The sequence below is a fragment of the Bordetella tumulicola genome, assembly GCF_054779135.1.
Genome location: NZ_BAAGYU010000005.1, coordinates 66,260 through 83,354 on the forward strand (window position 1 = coordinate 66,260; position 17,095 = coordinate 83,354).

General features: G+C 58.2%; 16 protein-coding genes, 1 tRNA gene and 1 pseudogene. 7 read left to right on the top strand and 11 right to left on the bottom strand.

The window, feature by feature from the left end; all coding sequences use genetic code 11:
- The first annotated feature begins 387 nt into the window (after positions 1-387).
- The 3 genes from ACYVDM_RS03570 to ACYVDM_RS03580 are packed head-to-tail and all read left to right on the top strand — an operon-like array spanning position 388 to position 2,720.
- On the top strand, positions 388-1,023 hold the full coding sequence (locus ACYVDM_RS03570) for a hypothetical protein (RefSeq protein WP_415792179.1): 636 nt from the start codon (positions 388-390) through the stop codon (positions 1,021-1,023).
- 57 nt (positions 1,024-1,080) lie between these two features.
- Positions 1,081-1,947, top strand: coding sequence for a cytochrome b/b6 domain-containing protein (locus tag ACYVDM_RS03575; protein ID WP_415792299.1), 867 nt, complete (start codon positions 1,081-1,083; stop codon positions 1,945-1,947).
- On the top strand, positions 1,944-2,720 hold the full coding sequence (locus ACYVDM_RS03580) for a molybdopterin-binding protein (protein WP_415792178.1): 777 nt from the start codon (positions 1,944-1,946) through the stop codon (positions 2,718-2,720). The genes ACYVDM_RS03575 and ACYVDM_RS03580 overlap by 4 nt, the downstream gene beginning before the upstream one ends.
- 75 nt (positions 2,721-2,795) lie before the next feature.
- Here ACYVDM_RS03580 and ACYVDM_RS03585 read toward each other — a convergent pair whose 3' ends face one another.
- Together ACYVDM_RS03585 and ACYVDM_RS03590 are read right to left on the bottom strand one after the other, a co-directional pair.
- Positions 2,796-4,067 carry a putative Na+/H+ antiporter gene (locus tag ACYVDM_RS03585; RefSeq protein ID WP_415792177.1) on the bottom strand — a complete coding sequence of 424 codons (1,272 nt, stop codon included), beginning with the start codon at positions 4,065-4,067 and terminating at the stop codon, positions 2,796-2,798.
- Positions 4,068-4,278: 211 nt separating this feature from the next.
- Positions 4,279-4,485 (bottom strand): hypothetical protein, encoded by a 207-nt coding sequence (locus tag ACYVDM_RS03590; RefSeq protein WP_415792176.1) that lies wholly within the window; start codon positions 4,483-4,485, stop codon positions 4,279-4,281.
- Positions 4,486-4,911: 426 nt separating this feature from the next.
- On the opposite strand from ACYVDM_RS03590, the gene ACYVDM_RS03595 reads away from it, so the two are divergent.
- Together ACYVDM_RS03595 and ACYVDM_RS03600 are read left to right on the top strand one after the other, a co-directional pair.
- Complete coding sequence (locus ACYVDM_RS03595) at positions 4,912-5,634, top strand: hypothetical protein (protein ID WP_415792175.1); 723 nt, start codon at positions 4,912-4,914, stop codon at positions 5,632-5,634.
- Between the two features lie 171 nt (positions 5,635-5,805).
- On the top strand, positions 5,806-6,483 hold the full coding sequence (locus ACYVDM_RS03600; protein ID WP_415792174.1) for a hypothetical protein: 678 nt from the start codon (positions 5,806-5,808) through the stop codon (positions 6,481-6,483).
- A gap of 72 nt (positions 6,484-6,555) precedes the next feature.
- On the opposite strand, the gene ACYVDM_RS03605 is transcribed toward ACYVDM_RS03600, so the two are convergent.
- The 7 genes from ACYVDM_RS03605 to ACYVDM_RS03635 all read right to left on the bottom strand — a co-directional run bounded on the left by ACYVDM_RS03605 (position 6,556) and on the right by ACYVDM_RS03635 (position 13,865).
- Positions 6,556-7,023, bottom strand: a complete 468-nt coding sequence (locus tag ACYVDM_RS03605; protein ID WP_415792173.1) for a hypothetical protein — start codon at positions 7,021-7,023, stop codon at positions 6,556-6,558.
- Between the two features lie 63 nt (positions 7,024-7,086).
- Positions 7,087-7,287, bottom strand: coding sequence for a hypothetical protein (locus ACYVDM_RS03610; RefSeq protein ID WP_415792172.1), 201 nt, complete (start codon positions 7,285-7,287; stop codon positions 7,087-7,089).
- A gap of 318 nt (positions 7,288-7,605) precedes the next feature.
- Positions 7,606-9,414: an IlvD/Edd family dehydratase gene (locus ACYVDM_RS03615; RefSeq protein WP_415792171.1), complete on the bottom strand. Its 1,809-nt coding sequence runs from the start codon at positions 9,412-9,414 to the stop codon at positions 7,606-7,608.
- A complete protein-coding gene (locus ACYVDM_RS03620; protein WP_415792170.1) occupies positions 9,411-10,418 on the bottom strand; it encodes a 2-hydroxyacid dehydrogenase in 1,008 nt (335 codons plus the stop codon). The genes ACYVDM_RS03615 and ACYVDM_RS03620 overlap by 4 nt, the downstream gene beginning before the upstream one ends.
- Before the next feature lie 30 nt (positions 10,419-10,448).
- Positions 10,449-11,786, bottom strand: a complete 1,338-nt coding sequence (locus tag ACYVDM_RS03625) for an MFS transporter (RefSeq protein WP_415792169.1) — start codon at positions 11,784-11,786, stop codon at positions 10,449-10,451.
- 69 nt (positions 11,787-11,855) lie between these two features.
- Positions 11,856-12,647 carry an SDR family oxidoreductase gene (locus tag ACYVDM_RS03630; RefSeq protein ID WP_415792168.1) on the bottom strand — a complete coding sequence of 264 codons (792 nt, stop codon included), beginning with the start codon at positions 12,645-12,647 and terminating at the stop codon, positions 11,856-11,858.
- A gap of 78 nt (positions 12,648-12,725) precedes the next feature.
- Positions 12,726-13,865, bottom strand: coding sequence for an iron-containing alcohol dehydrogenase (locus ACYVDM_RS03635; protein WP_415792167.1), 1,140 nt, complete (start codon positions 13,863-13,865; stop codon positions 12,726-12,728).
- A 181-nt stretch (positions 13,866-14,046) separates the two neighbouring features.
- On the opposite strand from ACYVDM_RS03635, the gene ACYVDM_RS03640 reads away from it, so the two are divergent.
- Positions 14,047-14,964, top strand: a complete 918-nt coding sequence (locus tag ACYVDM_RS03640) for a LysR family transcriptional regulator (RefSeq protein WP_415792166.1) — start codon at positions 14,047-14,049, stop codon at positions 14,962-14,964.
- Positions 14,965-15,116: 152 nt separating this feature from the next.
- On the opposite strand, the gene ACYVDM_RS03645 is transcribed toward ACYVDM_RS03640, so the two are convergent.
- Positions 15,117-15,207, bottom strand: a tRNA-Ser gene (locus tag ACYVDM_RS03645).
- A gap of 372 nt (positions 15,208-15,579) precedes the next feature.
- Between ACYVDM_RS03645 and ACYVDM_RS03650 the strand changes: the two genes are divergently transcribed.
- Positions 15,580-16,779 (top strand): multidrug effflux MFS transporter, encoded by a 1,200-nt coding sequence (locus tag ACYVDM_RS03650; RefSeq protein WP_415792165.1) that lies wholly within the window; start codon positions 15,580-15,582, stop codon positions 16,777-16,779.
- 63 nt (positions 16,780-16,842) lie between these two features.
- Here ACYVDM_RS03650 and ACYVDM_RS03655 read toward each other — a convergent pair.
- Positions 16,843-17,001 (bottom strand): annotated as a pseudogene (locus tag ACYVDM_RS03655) (response regulator transcription factor); the annotation flags it as partial.
- Positions 17,002-17,095: the final 94 nt, after the last annotated feature.

The following is a 17,095-nucleotide window of genomic DNA, read 5'->3' on the forward strand; positions in this document are numbered from 1 at the left end:
CCAGCGCTGGGTTGAGTCCGATCCTGCGAAGCTGAACGTTAACGGCACCGAAAATTCTGGATTCAACAAGGCTTGACATTCAATCAACCAACTAGTAGATTGACAGCCATTGCAGAGGCAAAGCACAGCACGGTCTTATGGATCTGCTGATCGATTAGCCGATTGAACGCAGCGAGTCCCTTGATAGCAAGGGCAGGCCTCGCGTTTTTTTGAGTTAATTAAACGATCAACTAGTTGGTTGTTTATCGAGGGCGACACTGTCGCTCCTCCGGAACTATCTGCTTTGTTGGTCCTTTCGAAAGTTGATTTGGCGCGGCTTTCGATAGTTTTTCACCCGTGCGCCATGTCGTTGCAGTGCGATGGTTGCATCGCCCAAGGAAATTCAACATGTTTATTTCTCAAATTCGAAAGCTTGCTGTCTGCGGCCTGACCGGTCTGGCAATGACTGCCGGGGGCCTGGCCACCGTGTATGCCGCAGGTCCGGCGGATCAGATGGTTCGTGTACGGGGGGCGGTGACCTCGCTCGCCGGGGATCAACTTCAGGTGATGTCGCGTGAAGGTAAAAACGTCACCATTACACTCAAGGAAGGCTGGAGAGCATCGGCGGTGCAAAAGGCGAGCATCAGCGATATCAAGCAGGGTGATTTTGTGGGCATTGCTTCACTTCCCAAATCGGATGGCGGCGACGGCGCACTGGAGGTCCTGATCTTCCCGCCCGCGTTGAAAGGGACGGGAGAGGGTAGTTACGGCTGGGACTTGAAGCCCAACAGCACGATGACCAACGCGACCGTGGGCGATGCCGTCAAATCGGTGGACGGCAGCGTCGTGACCGTGAATTACCACGGCAAAGACAAGAAAATCTCTATTCCCAAGGGCACACCGGTTGTCACCTTGGCTCCTGCGACCGTTGACGACGTAAAGCCCGGCGCTGCCGTATTTATCCCCGCCGAGAAAGGCATTGACGGCATGTTGTCCACCGCTCAGTTGATCGTTGGCAAGAACGGCGTCGTTCCCCCGATGTAATGCGGTCAACCCGCCATGCCGGCTGGCGGTATCGGCCAGCCGGCGCGAGGATTTTTTGTGAAGACTCCTGATTCAAAGCATCCGTCAGCGGTGTCCATCCAGCCCGCCGAACGTCAGTTTATTCGTCGGCATTCAGTGATCGTGCGAATCACTCACTGGGTCAACGTGATGTGTCTGTCTATTCTGTTGCTGAGCGGACTGCAGATTTTCAACGCTCATCCACGGTTGTATTGGGGCAAGTATGGCGCGGATGCGGACCAGGCCTTTATCGTCGTCGGCGCTCAAAAACAGGACGATGGGCTACACGGTTTTTTCCAGGTGGGTCCGCTACGCGTCGATACGACGGGCATTCTGGGCGCCTCGGCCGAGAATGGTGTCGTTACCGCACGGGCGTTTCCCGATTGGCTCACGATCCCTTCTTATCATGACCTCGGCGCCGGCAGGAACTGGCACTTTTTATTTGCCTGGTTGCTCGTCATCAATGGCTTGATTTACCTCATGCACGGCTTTCTTCGGGGGCATATTCGTCGTGATTTGGCCCCGAACCGGGACCAGTTGCGGCCACGGCACCTGTGGCATGAAGTGGTCGATCATGTGCGATTGCGCTTCGCCAAAGGCGACGAGGCGCGGCGCTACAACGCCTTGCAGAAAATCACCTATCTGCTTGTCGCGCTGGGGCTGCTGCCGTTGATGGTGCTGACCGGCTTGACGATGTCCCCGGGTCTTAACGCGGTTTTTCCCTTCTTGCCTGACCTGTTTGGCGGACGTCCCTCCGCGCGCACGTTGCACTTCATCACCGCATCCATGCTCGTGCTGTTTGTCGTGGTCCATGTGCTGATGGTGGTCCTGTCAGGGTTCTGGAACAACATTCGATCGATGATCACCGGCCGCTACGCTATCGATCACTCAGGAGACGAAAAATGAAACCTAGTTCCTCACGTCGGCGAATATTGGCCGGACTGCTGTCCGGTGTGGGCGTCTCGTTGCTAGCAGGGTGCGATCGACTGACGCAAAGCAACGAGATGGGCGCCGTGCTGCGCAATACCGAGAAACTCACGATGCGCGCGCAGCGGCTATTACTCGATCGCCAGGCCTTGGCGCCGGAATATAGTCTGGCTGACCTTTCGCCCGTGTTCCGCGCCAATGGGTCGCAAATGCCCGATTCTGACGAGTATGCGCGCCTGCTCGAGAATCAATTCGCGGATTGGAAACTGCAGGTGGACGGGCTCGTGCAGCAGCCGCTCAGCTTGTCGCTTTCGGACTTAAAGCGTCTGCCATCTCGCACGCAGATCACCCGGCATGATTGTGTCGAAGGCTGGAGCGCCATCGGGCAATGGCAGGGTGTGGCACTGGGGCGCGTGCTCGATCTCGCCCGCCTGAAACCGGGCGCACGCTATGTCGTCTTTCATTGCGCCGACGAGTTGGAACTGACGCTCGACGGCAGCGGTCGCTATTATGAAAGCATCGACTTGCTCGACGCCTATCATCCCCAAACCCTGCTTGCCTATGCCATGAATGGCAAAGACTTGCCGGTGGCACACGGCGCGCCATTGCGCCTGCGGGTTGAACGACAGCTGGGCTATAAGCACGCCAAGTACGTAATGCGCATCGAAGTCGTATCCGCCTATGACACGTTGTGGGGCGGCCGAGGCGGCTACTGGGAAGACCGCGGCTACGAATGGTATGCGGGCATTTGAAACGCTGCGTTTGCGATCAGCGTATCGCGATTGACGACGTCAATTGAGCGACATGCTGCACGCGGCAGGGCAAAATCACAAAAATAACAGGGCGGCCGCCGCGATCGTCGTTGGCGCCAGTGCGCCCAGCAGCAAGCCGCCAATGCTGATGGTCTCGTCGGAAAAACCACGCTTGAGCAACGCCACGCCTGCCGGATTGGGCGCATTGGCGATGACGGTCAACCCGCCGCCGGCCACAGCACCGGCAACCAACATGTACTTTGACTCGTCGGATATTCCGTCGATCAACGAGCCGAGATAGGTCAACGCAGCGTTATCCGTGATCGCCGTCAGCCCCAGCGCCCCGAAGAACAAGGCAATAGGCTCCAGGCTGGAAACAATCGGTTGTAGCCACCAGGCCTGCATTCCGCCCAGAACGACAAGACCGGCAAGAAAGAACCCCACCAATAGCGCTTCTTTAATGATCAACGGATCTTGATGGCGTTCATAAGCCTGCGTAAATCCCAGGAACAACAAGAAAAGGCCGATGAATGCTACCGGGTGGTGGGCAAGTATCACAACGCCCGCCAGCACCGCGAGATGCACGGCGACGACCGTGACCGAAACAGGGGTGTTATTCGATGCGGGCGAGTCATCGGTGGATGAGGCGTTCAAATGCTTGCGCAGCATAAACGTCGCAATTGTTGCGTTTACGACGACGGCCAATGCGGCCTTCCAGCCGAAGGTGGCCAGCATGAAAGCGGAGTCCCACTGCCATGTCGTGGCCACCATCAACACGGGCGGCGCGGCATAGGCGGTCAATGTCCCGCCGATCGATATATTGACGAACAGCACACCCAACGCCAGATACTTTGGAATAACGGGTACGTCGGGCCTGAATATCTGTGGTGCCAGCATCAATGCCGCAATCGTCATGGCCGCTGGCTCCGTGATCAGAGATCCCAAAAGCGGAACCGCAGCGAGACCTAACCATGCAGTGGCGGTCGCTGTGGGCAGAGGGACGACCCGCGCGATGAGACTCACCGTCGTCATGACTGTTTGGAGCACTGGCCTGGACGCGGCAACCACCATCACGACAAACACAAATAACGGTTCGGTGTAGTTGCGTGACTCCGCATAGGCGAGCGCTTCCTTGCCGCCCGCCCCAATGGCCATGACGACAAGCAGTATGGAGGCCCAGAAGCCAAAGACGATCTCCACCTCGCCGAGCAGGTGGAACAGGCCCGCGTGGCGGGGGAATCGATGCGACATTCGCTCAAACTGCTTGGCGGCGAATGTGTGGATGAGGGCCAACGCAAAGATCGTGGCGGCGGCTACTTCGATGGCAGAGCCGAAGCTGGGGTGCATAGTCGCGATTGCTCCGCGTGGCGGCCCGACCAGCGCATAACCTGCCAGGCAAGAAAAAAGGCTGCCTGACACCCAACTAAAAATTGTACCAAACTATCGAACCGCGTCGGGCGCCGAAAATGCGTACTTAGGGGCGAGCGCTAACGAGGGCATCTTGGTCCGCCATGTTCCCGCCGCCCGCCCAAGGCGGGCGGCTTCGGTGTACGCAGGGTCACCGGCTACCGCCTGAGGCGGGATACTCGGGGCTTGGCGTGTTGCTATTGCCGTCAGGCATGCTGGCAGGGGGCGGCGCAGGGGTCGTGCTTTGCGTCTGTGGGGGATCATAGGTAGAGCCGCTGTCGTGGTTGCGGTGGCCACCACAACCTCCCAAAATCAGGCTGGCAGCGACGACGGGCAGGGCAAACATGCTTAGTTTCATAAGAACCTCCTGTTAAGTAGGTGTAGTGTCAGCAGCACGTAGCGTGCCAGCGTCCGGGCGCGTCTTTGGGCTGGGAGGAGCGCCCGATTGATCGGTAGCAATTGCCGGGCTTGTAAGTTTGGCCTTTGCGTCACCGGACTTCATTCCAGGCAAGATCGAGAAACGTCAGCAGCAAATCGAGCAGAGCATTCAACGTTATCTGGATGCCCTAGAGACGATTGATCGTACGCAGCTGCGCAAGATGGCCAAATTCAGCAGGGCATGTACCTGGGGGCATCGAGATGAGCTTCTGACGCAACGCGCTTGCTATCATCATAGAATTGTCCGCATCTTTTGCCTGACTGAGCGGGCGAAGTTCTTCCTGATCGGAGTGCGACGACGAAGATGGAAATTTTGACATGACCGCTGCTAAACCGATGGTGCAGCATGCCTGATCGTTTGAAATCCCACGAAGTGCAAGCGCTCCGGGAAAAACTTCGCCAGGCAGGTACGTTCAGGCTGGTAAATGCTGTTCCCTTTGTTGTTTTATTTAGTGGCGCTGCCCTGCTAGTGGGTGGCTACGGGTTTCATCGGCTGCTATTGTGGCTGATTCGCACAGGTAGCTCTGGGGTCGTCGTTGAAAATTCAGTTGCCTCGGGCGTGGCAATGTGCACTTTGCTTAGCGTGGTGGGTTTAGGCGGGTGCCTTGCTCTCATCGTCTTGTTGGATTCCAGTCCGACCGCGCGAGGGGCCAGAATCTTTCTTGGCAGCCTCATATTCTTCTGCGTGGTGATCTACGCATGGTCGTTGCGACCGCATTATCGCGTTCATCCCGATCGGCTCGATGTCGTGTCCTGGCTCTCCAGTCGGTCCTTGCACTTTGCCAGCATCGATGGCGCGCTTGTCACGTCCGGCCTCAGCAAATACAACACGCGATCCTATGTGCTGAGACTCACGTCCGAGGGCCGCGAGATCGAGTCATTGTCAATCACGCCATCTGAGCTGACGATCGTTCTTGCACAATTACCCCAAGATATTGATTGCCAAATTGACAGAAAATCTGAAAACCGAGGTGACATACAACGAGAACTCGGGCAGGCCTTTGCTGAAGGAAAGGACGCAAAAGATCTTCGGTTGCCCCCTGCCTGCCATGCCGCGTTGTCGCTGTGAGCACAACAAGAACAATGCATATATCTGCCGAAACGAGGGCGCTGCGTGCCTGATTTTTTGCTCTCCCTTGCTGCCCTGGCCGGACTTGCTTGCCTGATCCTGCCCCCTCGTTGGGGGATACGTATCTGGTTGACAGGATGCTGCTTCGTGGCCTGCTGGTATCTCAGTAGAATGCAAAACGACTTTGGCGAGGGGTTGATCGATAGTGTTGGCGGTGGCTGGGTCTCGGTCTTTACCATCTGGGGGCTTCTAGGCGGTTTTGCGGGGCTGATGCTACGGGCGGGAATTGGCGCGGTACTTATCGGCGACGGAGGTTTTCGAGCACCTCCCGGACGTTTTCGTGACGGCATCGATAGCGCTCTTGCCGCTGTTGCCATGTTGCCTATTGGCAGCTTCATCATCAGCACGGGCAGTCTGTTGCTGGCCGGTAGCGGGCATCCGTTGATCTGGCATTTTGGCCTCCTGGTTTTGTTAGTCTTGTGGGGAGCGCTAGCGCTGTTCAGGCTTCGGGGCCTGTGGCAGGGCATCACTGTGGGTCTGCTGGTTTCGACGCTTTGGGCCACGGTCGATTCCATGCACTTTGAGCAGGAAATTCTTGCCAACATGAATAGCTGGTATGACAGGCCAGGCGTGGCGAAATGTCTGGGAACGGGGGCAGAAGGCCGTTCGCTGACTGATCAGCGTCCGCTGATGAAGCTGACAGTTGAGCGACCGGTGATGCTGCGCGTGCTCGATGAGACAGAACTTGGCGCGCAATACTGGTCATTCGGGGACCGGGCTTTCGTCGGCCTGAATCCGCCACCATCGATGCCCGAATGCCAGCCGTCGGAAACACCGATCCTACCTTAGCAGATGCGTGAACCCTTTCGTCATCTCATCAGGATGCTTTGCCTTCACGTGCGCCCAGATTTCGCGACCTGATTAGTCACCCGCCTGCATCATACTGCCGTGACAATATCTTCGATAAATCGGTGAAGGATTTCGCGCGCGCTCTTTGATGTCGGCTAGGAGCTGGGGTGGTGGTTCGTTCGACCAACCCCATCCGCAGATGGCATCGAATTGCCGCAGGAGGGCCGACATATCCTCCTCGCTCAGAAGATTGTAGGGAAGGCCGAAAACGACATGCGTATCGGGTCGCAGGCAGATCATAAAATGCCGATCGGATGGGTCGAGAAGATACAGATCGACGCCAGCGTGCTCGACAGCGTCGAGATGCCAAAGCCAGCCAGGTTGCCCATTCTGCGGAACATGTCGCTCGGTCAAAGGCGTCAAAACTTCCGAGTGCGAATTCGGGCGTAGCGTAAATCGGGTAACGAATGCCTCAAGTCTTTCGCCAATCCCTCGGCAAAGGAAAAAGAAGTCCGAATCGTCAAAAAAGCTGTCACTCATGATCGACTGCTGTGCGAATGCGTCGAACGCCCGGCGCCCGTACTGACGTGGCACCGGGCCGGCTCACTCGTTCAACGCCTGCCGTGCGGCCTCTTCCGGCGTTAACCCATCATAGAACAGGTCGGTAAACCATTCGGCCTGTTCTTCGATATGATCCTGTGCCTGGCGCAACGTGGCACCGGCGGCCACTAGAAAACCCTCGACCTCGGTGCACCACTGGATCAAGGCTTCGACTTCAGGGTCCGGGGTATTTTTCTTGGCCATTTTCGTCTTCCTGTTAGAACAACCGCATCATAGCGCCAAGAATGGCCTCCGTCTGTGTCCTACGCTGCAAAATGGCTCTACCTCATAAACGGGGGACACCGACATTCATTAGACTTGTTTTTGCGAAGAACACGTTTAATGGAGGCAATGCCGATGTCCCCAATCGATTCTATCTTAGGGATCAGAGATTTAGTAGTTCAGCGCGTCGAGCGGCGCCGAGACATTCACGTCTGGGCCAAGCCCGCCACGCGGCCTGTGTGCGAGTACTGTGCGCATGAGGTTGTGCGTATCAAAGCGACACATCAGCGTACTCTCAAGTCAATGATTATGACGCGACTCACCCCGTGTCTCCAAGATGTTCACATAAAGCGTGGCTGGCTCCAGGCATGCGCCGCTGCCGTGCTGCCCCACGAGGCTGCGGTAAATCTCCTCCCACGGAGTCTGGTGCTGCAACGTGGGGGCGACCCACGCATCGCGCCTGCGGGCGAACTCATCCTCCGGCAATATCACGTCCACCTTGCGCGATTTCAGATCAATGCGAATCTTGTCGCCCGTTTTGAGCAACGCAATGCCACCGCCGACAGCCGCCTCCGGCGACACGTTTAGGATCGATGGACTCGCCGAAGTGCCGCTCTGTCTGCCATCGCCTATGGTCGGTAACGTCTTGACTCCGCGCTTAAGTAATTCGGCGGGCGGCTGCATATTGACGACTTCCGCGCCGCCCGGATAACCGACGGGCCCGCAGTTACGGATGATAAGAATGGAGCGCTCGTCGATGCTAAATTCCGGATCATCGATGTGCGCATGATAATCCTCTGGCCCCTCGAATACGACAGCCCTACCCTCGAACACATCTGGATTGTCTGGGTCGGACAGAAACTGTTTGCGGAAAGTGGAATCGATAACGCTAATCTTCATCACGGCGCTGTCGAAAAAGTTGCCCGACATGACGACGTAACCTGCCGCCTCCTTCAACGGATTGTCGAAGGCGCGAATGACCGTACGGTCTGGTTCTTGGACAGCTGCCAAGTCTTCGGCGAGTGTACGCCCCGTGACCGTCCTGACCTCCGTATGAAGACGTCCAGCTAACATCAGTTCCTTCATGACCGCCGCTACACCTCCCGCACGGTGAAACGCCTCGCCAAGAAACCGGCCGGCCGGCTGACAGTCGACGAGTAGCGGAATCTCCGGCCCAAGGCGCTGCCAATCGTCGAGCGTGTGGTTGACACCCATGTGCCTTGCGATTGCGACCACATGAATCGGACAGTTCGACGATGCGCCGAGTGCCGCTGCGGCGACGACCGCATTCTCGAACGCGGTCTGGGTCATGATGTCGGACGGCCGCAGATTCTCGGCGACCATCTCGACGATCCGTTCCCCGGTGCGATACGCCATCCAGCCACGCTCGCGATAAGGCGCGGGAATCGCGGCGCACCCGGGCAGTGACATGCCAAGGACCTCGGAGAGCGAGTTCATCGAAAGCGCGGTGCCCATCGTATTGCAGTGCCCCGCCGACGGGGCAGACGACGCCACCATGTTCATAAAAGCGTCATAGTCGATTTCGCCCGTGGCGAACCGCTTGCGCGCATCCCACACGACAGTGCCAGAGCCCGCCAGGCGCCCCTGGTACCAACCATCGAGCATCGGTCCACCCGAAAGAACGATCGATGGAATATTCACGGTGGCCGCCGCCATCAGACAGGCCGGCGTGGTCTTGTCGCAGCCGGTAGTGAGCACCACGCCGTCGATGGGATAGCCGTGCAGAATCTCCACGAGGCCAAGATACGCGAGGTTGCGGTCGATCGCGGCCGTCGGGCGCTTACCGGTTTCCTGGATCGGATGAACCGGAAATTCGAGAGGAATTCCACCTGCATCGCGGATGCCGTCCCTGACGCGCTTGGCCAGGTCGAGGTGATGCCTATTGCACGGCGCAAGGTCCGAACCGGTTTGCGCGATGCCAATGATTGGTTTGCCCGACTGCAGTTCGTTGCGCGTGATACCGAAGTTCATGTATCGCTCGATATACAGAGCGGTCATGCCCGGGTCGGAGGGATCGTCAAACCAGCGGCGGCTGCGCAGGCGGGGGCGATCCCCCGTTGCCACCGAGGGGTGCTTTTCTGTCGTCATTGCGCACATGTTCCTAATGGAGTCTCAGTCGCGCGAGTTGGGGCGCGACGCCCAATGGTTGGCCCAGGAAATTCCGTCAGCAACGGCCGACCAGCGAAGTAAGCGCTCAGATTGTCGCGCACGAGAGCCCCCATGGCGGCGCGCGTTTCCCTCGTTGCACTCGCTTGATGGGGCTGCAGAATGACATTGTCGAGTTCGCTGAACTCCTGTGCGATATCGGGCTCATTGTGAAAGACGTCAAGCGCGGCTCCAGCGATCAGGCGCTCGCGCAAGTACGTTAGCAAGACAGGTTCGTCAACGATCGCACCCCGGCCAACATTCACTAACATTCCATCGTGTCCCAATGCGTCGAGCACAGGTTTGCCGATCAGGCCGCGCGTGTCAGTATCAGCGGACGCGCAGATCACGAAGAAGTCGACTTCAGCAGCTAACGCGACCACGTCGTCGAAATACCGATAGTGCACATCGTCGAAGCGGCATCGATCGTGGTATGCGACTTCAAGCTTGAATGCTTCTGCACGCGTGGCCACCGCGCGCCCCACGCGGCCGAGTCCCAATATGCCGACACGCTTGCCCCATACGCGTGTTGTCAGGCCCGGGCCTCCCTCGGGCCAGCGCCCCTGCCTCACGTAGCTATCACACTGCGGAATACGGCGAGCGCACGCGAGCAGCAAGCCGAACGCCATGTCTGCGACATCCTCTGTTAGCACATCTGGCGTGTGGGTCACGCGGATATTTCGGTGCCGTGCGTGCGCGAGGTCGATTGCGTCGAGTCCTACACCAAAGCTCGCGATGAGCTCGAGGTCCGGGAGCAAATCCATCGTCGCTGCGTCGGCGCCGTACTCACCGTCAGTCGCCAGCACGCGCACACCTGACCCAAATGTCCGAAGGAAGCTTACCTTGTCGGGTGCCTCCCACAAACGGTGAACGTCATATGTTTGTTCGAGAATCGCCATATCGGTCGGCGTATATGGCCGAACAAGAATCAAGGGTTGCTTGCTCATAAGGTCGTAATCAGTAGAAGACGTGGGTATTTATCGTCGCTGCGCGCCGACATCGCGGAAGCGAATGTTTCGCGGTATCGCATAGGCGATGAGTAAAGCCGTTACTGCGCAGGTCAGTGCGATCGTGTAGAGACCCATTGATGCGCTGCCGGTCACCTCCTTGACCTTGCCCACCATATACGGTGCGATGAGCCCGCCGATCTGCCCGATCGAGTTAATGAGCGCCACACCCGCAGCGGCCGCCGCCCCCGTCAATACGCGCGCGGGGAAAATCCAGAAAATGCCAAACGATGCGATCACGCCGGTCGCCGCGATCATCATGCCAATGACGAGAATTACCGTGTTATTTCCGTACGCCGCGCTGAGCACATAGCCGATTGCCGCCGCCAATGCGCAACCCGTCAGGTGCCAGCGGCGCTCACCGGTACGGTCCGACGTCCTGCCCAGCAAAATCGTGCCAATCAACGCCACGATGTACGGCAGTGACGTAAGCAGGCCGATCATGAACGGATCGGTGGTGCCGGCTGTCTTGATCAATTGCGGCATCCAGAACAGAAAGCCGTAGATGCCCATGCACAGTCCGAAATAAATGAGCGAGAACAGATACGTGATTGGCAGCTTCAGCGCCGCAGCGAACGAATGTGTATTGCCCACTTGGGAGTCGCGCGCAAGGATCTCGCTCAGGCGCCGCTTCTCGTCTTGCGTGAGCCATTTCGCATCCTTGACGTGATCGTCGAGCACCAGCAGCACGACCACGCCCAGCAAGATCGACGGCACGCCTTCCAGCAGAAACAGCCACTGCCATCCTGGCAAGCCGTGCGCGCCGTCGAAGAACTTGAGAATCCCGCCTGAAACCGGCCCTGCGATAATGCCGCACAGCGCGATGCTGCCGAAAAATAGATTATTGATCCGTCCACGGCGCTCGGCCGGAAACCACCGTGTGAAGTAATAGAGCACACCCGGCACGAAACCCGCTTCCAGTACACCGAGCAGGAAACGCAAAAAGTAGAACATATTTTCCGAGCGCACGAACATCATCCCAGCCGAGACGAGGCCCCACGTAATCATGATCCGTGCGATCCAGAGGCGCGGACCCACCTTCACCAAAATGGCATTACTCGGAATTTCGAATAGTAGGTAGCCGATAAAAAAAGCACTGGCGCCGAGACCATAGGCGGCGTCGCTCAGGCCGATATCCGACTGCATCTGCAGTTTGGCGAAGCTGACATTTACCCGGTCCAAGTAAGCGACGACGAAACAGGCGAGGATTAAAGGAACAATACGCCAACTAACCTTGTTAAGAATTCTGGCCTCGTCGAGCAGATCGGCAGGCTGTTCGCTTGCCACCAATGATGCTTGCGCTTGCATTTTGTGTCTCCAATTTGTTTTGTAGTGCTGCTTAAAACAACCCACGTCTAACGGCTACACCTGCTCGCGCTAACCACGTCCTATAAAAGGCATCGCGGTCGCCATGACGGTCATGAACTGGACGTTCGCTTCCAGCGGCAGGCTCGCCATGTAGGCGACTGAACGCGCCGCGTGCGACACGTCCATGACCGGCTCAAGCGCAAGTTCGCCATTCGCCTGAAGCGTGCCTGCCCCCATCTTCGCCGTCATGTCAGTCTGCGCGTTGCCGAAATCGATCTGGCAAACCGCTATGCCGTATTGGCGTCCGTCCAACGCGCAAGCCTTAGTCAAGCCACTGACCGCGTGTTTGCTTGCGGTGTAATCGGCAGAATGCAACCGTGGAACGTGTGCGGAGAGCGAGCCGTTATTGATGATGCGCCCGCCTCTAGGGCTCTGTGCGCGCATCTGTCGGAACGCGGCCTGCGTGCAAAGCAGCGTCCCCGTCACGTTGACGTCCATCAATTGCTTCCACCGATCGATGGACAATGCCTCTACCGACACCCCTTCCACGCCAAGGCCAGCATTATTAAAGAGCAGGTCAAGGCGCCCGAACGCCTCCCGAGTCACGTCAAACAGTTGCTGCACCGACGCCGGATCGGACACGTCAGTGGGTACCGCGATCGCGCGGGCCCGATCGCCCCTCGCTTCACAATATGCATGCACCACTTCATTGAGCGCATCCACGCGTCGGCTGGCCAGTGCAACGCACCAGCCATCATCGAGCAACGCACGTGTAGTGGCTCGGCCAATTCCGGTGCTCGCCCCGGTCACGATTGCTACCCGGCTAGCCTTCGTACCTTCGGTTGTTGTTCCTTGCTCCATGTCATACCCTCCTCTTGTTGGCAGGCGCGCGACGGCAAGCCCGCGCTGCGCGTCCCGGCCATGCTCCACCCGCGCGCCTCAAAGCGACGCTTCAAGCATGGCGCGGTAATCCGCCTCGGACGCCTCGCGCGGATTGGTCTTGTGGCTATGGTCCTTGAGCGCGCCCGTGATGATGTCCGGAAACATCGCGGGCGTGACGCCCAGCTGTGCGAGCCCGGTGGGCAAGCCGAGCCGCTGTGTCATAGTGCGCACCGACGAAGCCACCTCATTGCCATTGCTCATACCCATTGCCATTGCGATGCGGTCAAGCTTGTTCTCGTTGCGCACGGAAGGTGCTTCCTGATTAAAAGCGAGCACAGCCGGCAGAAAGATCGCGTTTAGCGTGCCGTGATGAAGTCGCGGATTGATGCCGCCGAGCGAATGGCTCAGGCTGTGCACACAACCGAGGCCCTTCTGGAATGCGAGTGCGCCCTGCATCGACGCGCTCATCATGTTCATGCGCGCGACGCGGTCACTGGGCTCGCGCGTCGCGCGCTCGATATGGCGCCACGCGCGCCACAATCCGTCGAGCGCGATGCCGTCTGCAGGCGGGTTAAAAGCGGGAGCAAGGAACGTTTCGATGCAGTGTGCGACGGCATCCATGCCCGTTGCCGCCGTCAATGAGCTCGGCAAGCCTAATGTCAGTTCGGGATCGCAGATCGCAACACGAGGCACTACGAAGGGCGAGATGACGCCGACTTTGCGGCCATCGTCAAGAATCAGGATTGCGCCGCGGCCCACTTCGCTACCGGTCCCGGCCGTCGTCGGCACTGCGATGACCGGCGCGGTTTTCACGGTGATGTTTGCCACGCCTCCTTCGATCACAGCGAAGCGCTGCAGCGGACCATCGTGCGTTGCGCAAACGGCCACGCCCTTGGCCAGGTCAATGGAGGACCCGCCGCCTACGGCGATGATGCCGTCGCACGCGCCGGCCCCATAAACCGCTACGGCTTCGCGCACGGCGGCCTCGTTCGGATTCGGCGGCGTGCCGTCATAGATCGTTGCCGGCACGGCGCCCGCAAGCGCCTCGAGCACGGTATCGATAATGCCTGCAGCGCGCACCCCCTTATCGGTGACAATCAATGGTCGGAGTATGCCCACGCGTTCGCATTCACTCTTGAGCAAACGGACGGCACCAAAGTCGAACTGAATCTGCGTGATGTAGTTGATGAGAGGCATGGCAATAAGCTTTAGTTATAATGAATGAATCAATGAAAGCAGTGCTGTGGCGTAAGATGCCGACCGTCTGGACTCATGTTGCGCTGTGACGCCTAAAAAGCCTGCGTGGATCCAGTATAGGAAAAAGGTTGCTGCGCAGTAATTGAGAAGATCTGATACGGGTATAACTTTTCTTCAACCCATGATTCCACCGCTCAATTCCATCGTTTCCCGATTGCACTTGAAGCAATTGCGGCTTTTGATCGCGCTCGGCGACCACGGATCACTGCTTAAAGCCGCGCAGCAGGTCGCGCTTACGCAGCCGGGCGCCAGCAAGGCATTGCAGGAAATCGAAACCACCTTCGACACGCCGCTATTCAAGCGCACCAATCGCGGGCTCGAACCCAATGAGGCCGGGCATTGCGCGATCCGTTATGCGCGCGTGATCTACACAGAGCTTTCGCAGATGCGCGAGGAAATGGTGGGGATCCAGGGTGGGCGCGTGTCGGTTGGCGTCATCATGGGCGCGGTGCCGCTCCTTACCGATGCGATCACAGCGCTCAACCCGGATCTGTCGGTCGAGATCGTGGAAGACACAAGCGCAGCCCTGCTGAGCCTGATCGATGTGGGTCGGCTCGATCTCGCGATCTGTCGTACGACAATCAGCCAAACGCCACAAATTTACGATTCGCTCAAGCTGCAGGACGAAACACTCGCGGTGGTTGCCAACGTGCAGCATCCACTCAGGGGGGAGAAGCGGCTCACGCTACATGATCTCGCGGAATATCGTTGGGTGGTGTATCGCGCAAACATGCCGATGCGCCTGCTTCTCGAGCGCGAGTTCCGGGACGCCGAAATCCGCTTTCCGAGACATCTGCTCGAAACGACCTCCGTGTTCGCCACCCTCGCGATTCTGCGAAGTAATCCGTCATTCGTCGCGCTCGTGTCCATCGACGTCGCGCAGTTTTTTGCCCGTCACGAGATGACCTGCATTCTTTCGCTGGATCTAGCCTCCCGCAGTGAACCCTACGAACTCGTTACGCGAAAAGGCGCGCCGCTCTCACACGGAGCAAAACTGCTAATCGAAGCGCTGAGCCGCGACCATGGGATTAAAAAATGAAGCGGGGCGCGAACGAGGCCGACAGCGGGACTACGTGACGTATCCGAGCCAGTGTTCATCCCCCGAAAATGGGGTAGAGCCCGACAACAAAAAACCCCGTAGAGCTTTGTTTCTACGAGGTTTTTATCGTGTCTCGGACTATATGAGAGTAATGGCGGACAGAGGGGGATTCGAACCCCCGATACGTTTATCACGTATACACGCTTTCCAGGCGTGCGCCTTCAACCGCTCGGCCACCTGTCCTGATCTGGATGCTGATGCAGCAAAACCGGGCCATACCGGCATCGTGCAAATGCGAATCAGCGATTCTAGCAGAATTGGATGACGGGCGCTGGTTATGGCGACCTTCTTGCGCATGAGCCGGGGCTGGATCGGTGCAGATTTGGCGACGGATCCGCCGCCGGGCGGCCGCAATAGCGGAAACAGGTTTGCCTATCAGCGCCGAACGACCATTCCTGGGGCCGGGTTGTTACTTTTGCGACGGCTACAATGGCCGCGACCCTGGCCCGCCCTGTGTCGCAGTTCCCCTATTGCTTTGTCCTCATGCCCTATGCTTGATGGCATGGTGTTTCCGTTGCTCTATTAGGGGCGTCTTTTACTAGTATGAGTTGATTGATGACCCCACTTCGCACCTTGACGATCATCCTGGCCTGTCTGGCCATGTTGGGTCCTTTTGCGACTGACGCTTATTTGCCCTCTTTTTTGAGCATTGGTGACGAGTTCGGCGCCAGTCAAGCCATGGTGCAGCAGACGCTCAGTCTTTACCTGACGGGTTTCGCGGTCATGAGCCTGTTCTGGGGAACCTTGTCGGACAGTTTTGGGCGTCGTCCGGTCATCATCGCTTCCCTGGTGCTGTTTGGTATCGGCTCAGTAGGCTCCGCGCTGGCGCCATCCTTTGGTTGGCTGCTGTTCTTTCGCACCATGCAAGGCTGTTCGGCGGGGGCGGGGCGCGTGGTGGGCCAGGCGCTGGTACGTGATCGCTTTCACGGGGCTGATGCGCAGCGGCTGTTTGCGAATATCACGATGGTCTTCAGCCTGGCACCCGCCATTGCGCCGGTGATCGGGGGGTATCTGAATAACTACGCCGGGTGGAGATCGACGTTTGGCCTGTTGGTCATCCTGACGATGGTGCTGCTATGGGTATGCGTGCGCAAGCTGCCTGAAAGTCTGCCGCCCGAAGCCCGTCAACCCTTTAAGCTGGGCTCGATTCTGCGCAATTATCTCAAGGCGTTGCGTAGCCTCCAGTTCGTTCTGGCCATCCTGGGCGTTGGCTTTGCCTTTGCCGGATTCTCGCTCTATATCTCCTCGGCGGCCAGCTTCATTATGGGCATCCTGAAACTGCCCGAGACGGCATTCGGCTGGCTGTTTATCCCATTCATCACGGGTATGGTGGGCGGCGCCATGATCAATTCCCGGTTGGCGGGGCGGGTACGAGCTGACGTGATGATCCGGGTGGGTATGTTGATTATGGCGACCGGTGGCGTGATCAACGTGCTCTATAACCTGATTTGGCAAGCCGAGGTGCCCTGGGCGGTCATTCCAATTTTCGTCTACGCGCTGGGTATGTCCATCGTCTTGCCCAGCATGACGGTGATGGTGCTTGGCATCTTTCCGCAGATGCGAGGCTTGGCCTCGTCGTTGCAAAGTTCCGTGCAGATGACGATCTTTGCCTCGGTGTCGGGGCTGGTGGCGCCGTTGTTGTTCGATAGCCCCTTATTGCTCGCGTTGGGCATGGCTACCAGTTCGGCATTGTGCATTGGGTTCTGGACCGCGAGCCAGGCGGTTGCGCTGCGGCGCAAACCCTCCGAGGCTTGATTTATCCGGGCACGCCCCACTTGGTGAACTGAGGCCTCGAGGCACGAGGCTTTTGTCGCCGGCCTAGACGTGGTGCATATGCTTCATCGTCAGCGCGGTCGCCGCCGCGCGCGTTTCGACACCGAGCTTCACAAAGATATGCTCTAGGTGCTTGTTGACGGTGCGTGGCGCGATTCCCAGAGTCTCGCCGATATCGCGATTGGTCTTGCCCTTGGTCATCCAGCGTGACGACGGCGGTATCCAGGCGTTCCAGGGCGGTGTGATACTGCGCATGATGTTTGAGGGTGCGCTTTGATACTGGCCGAGTTGAAAGTTC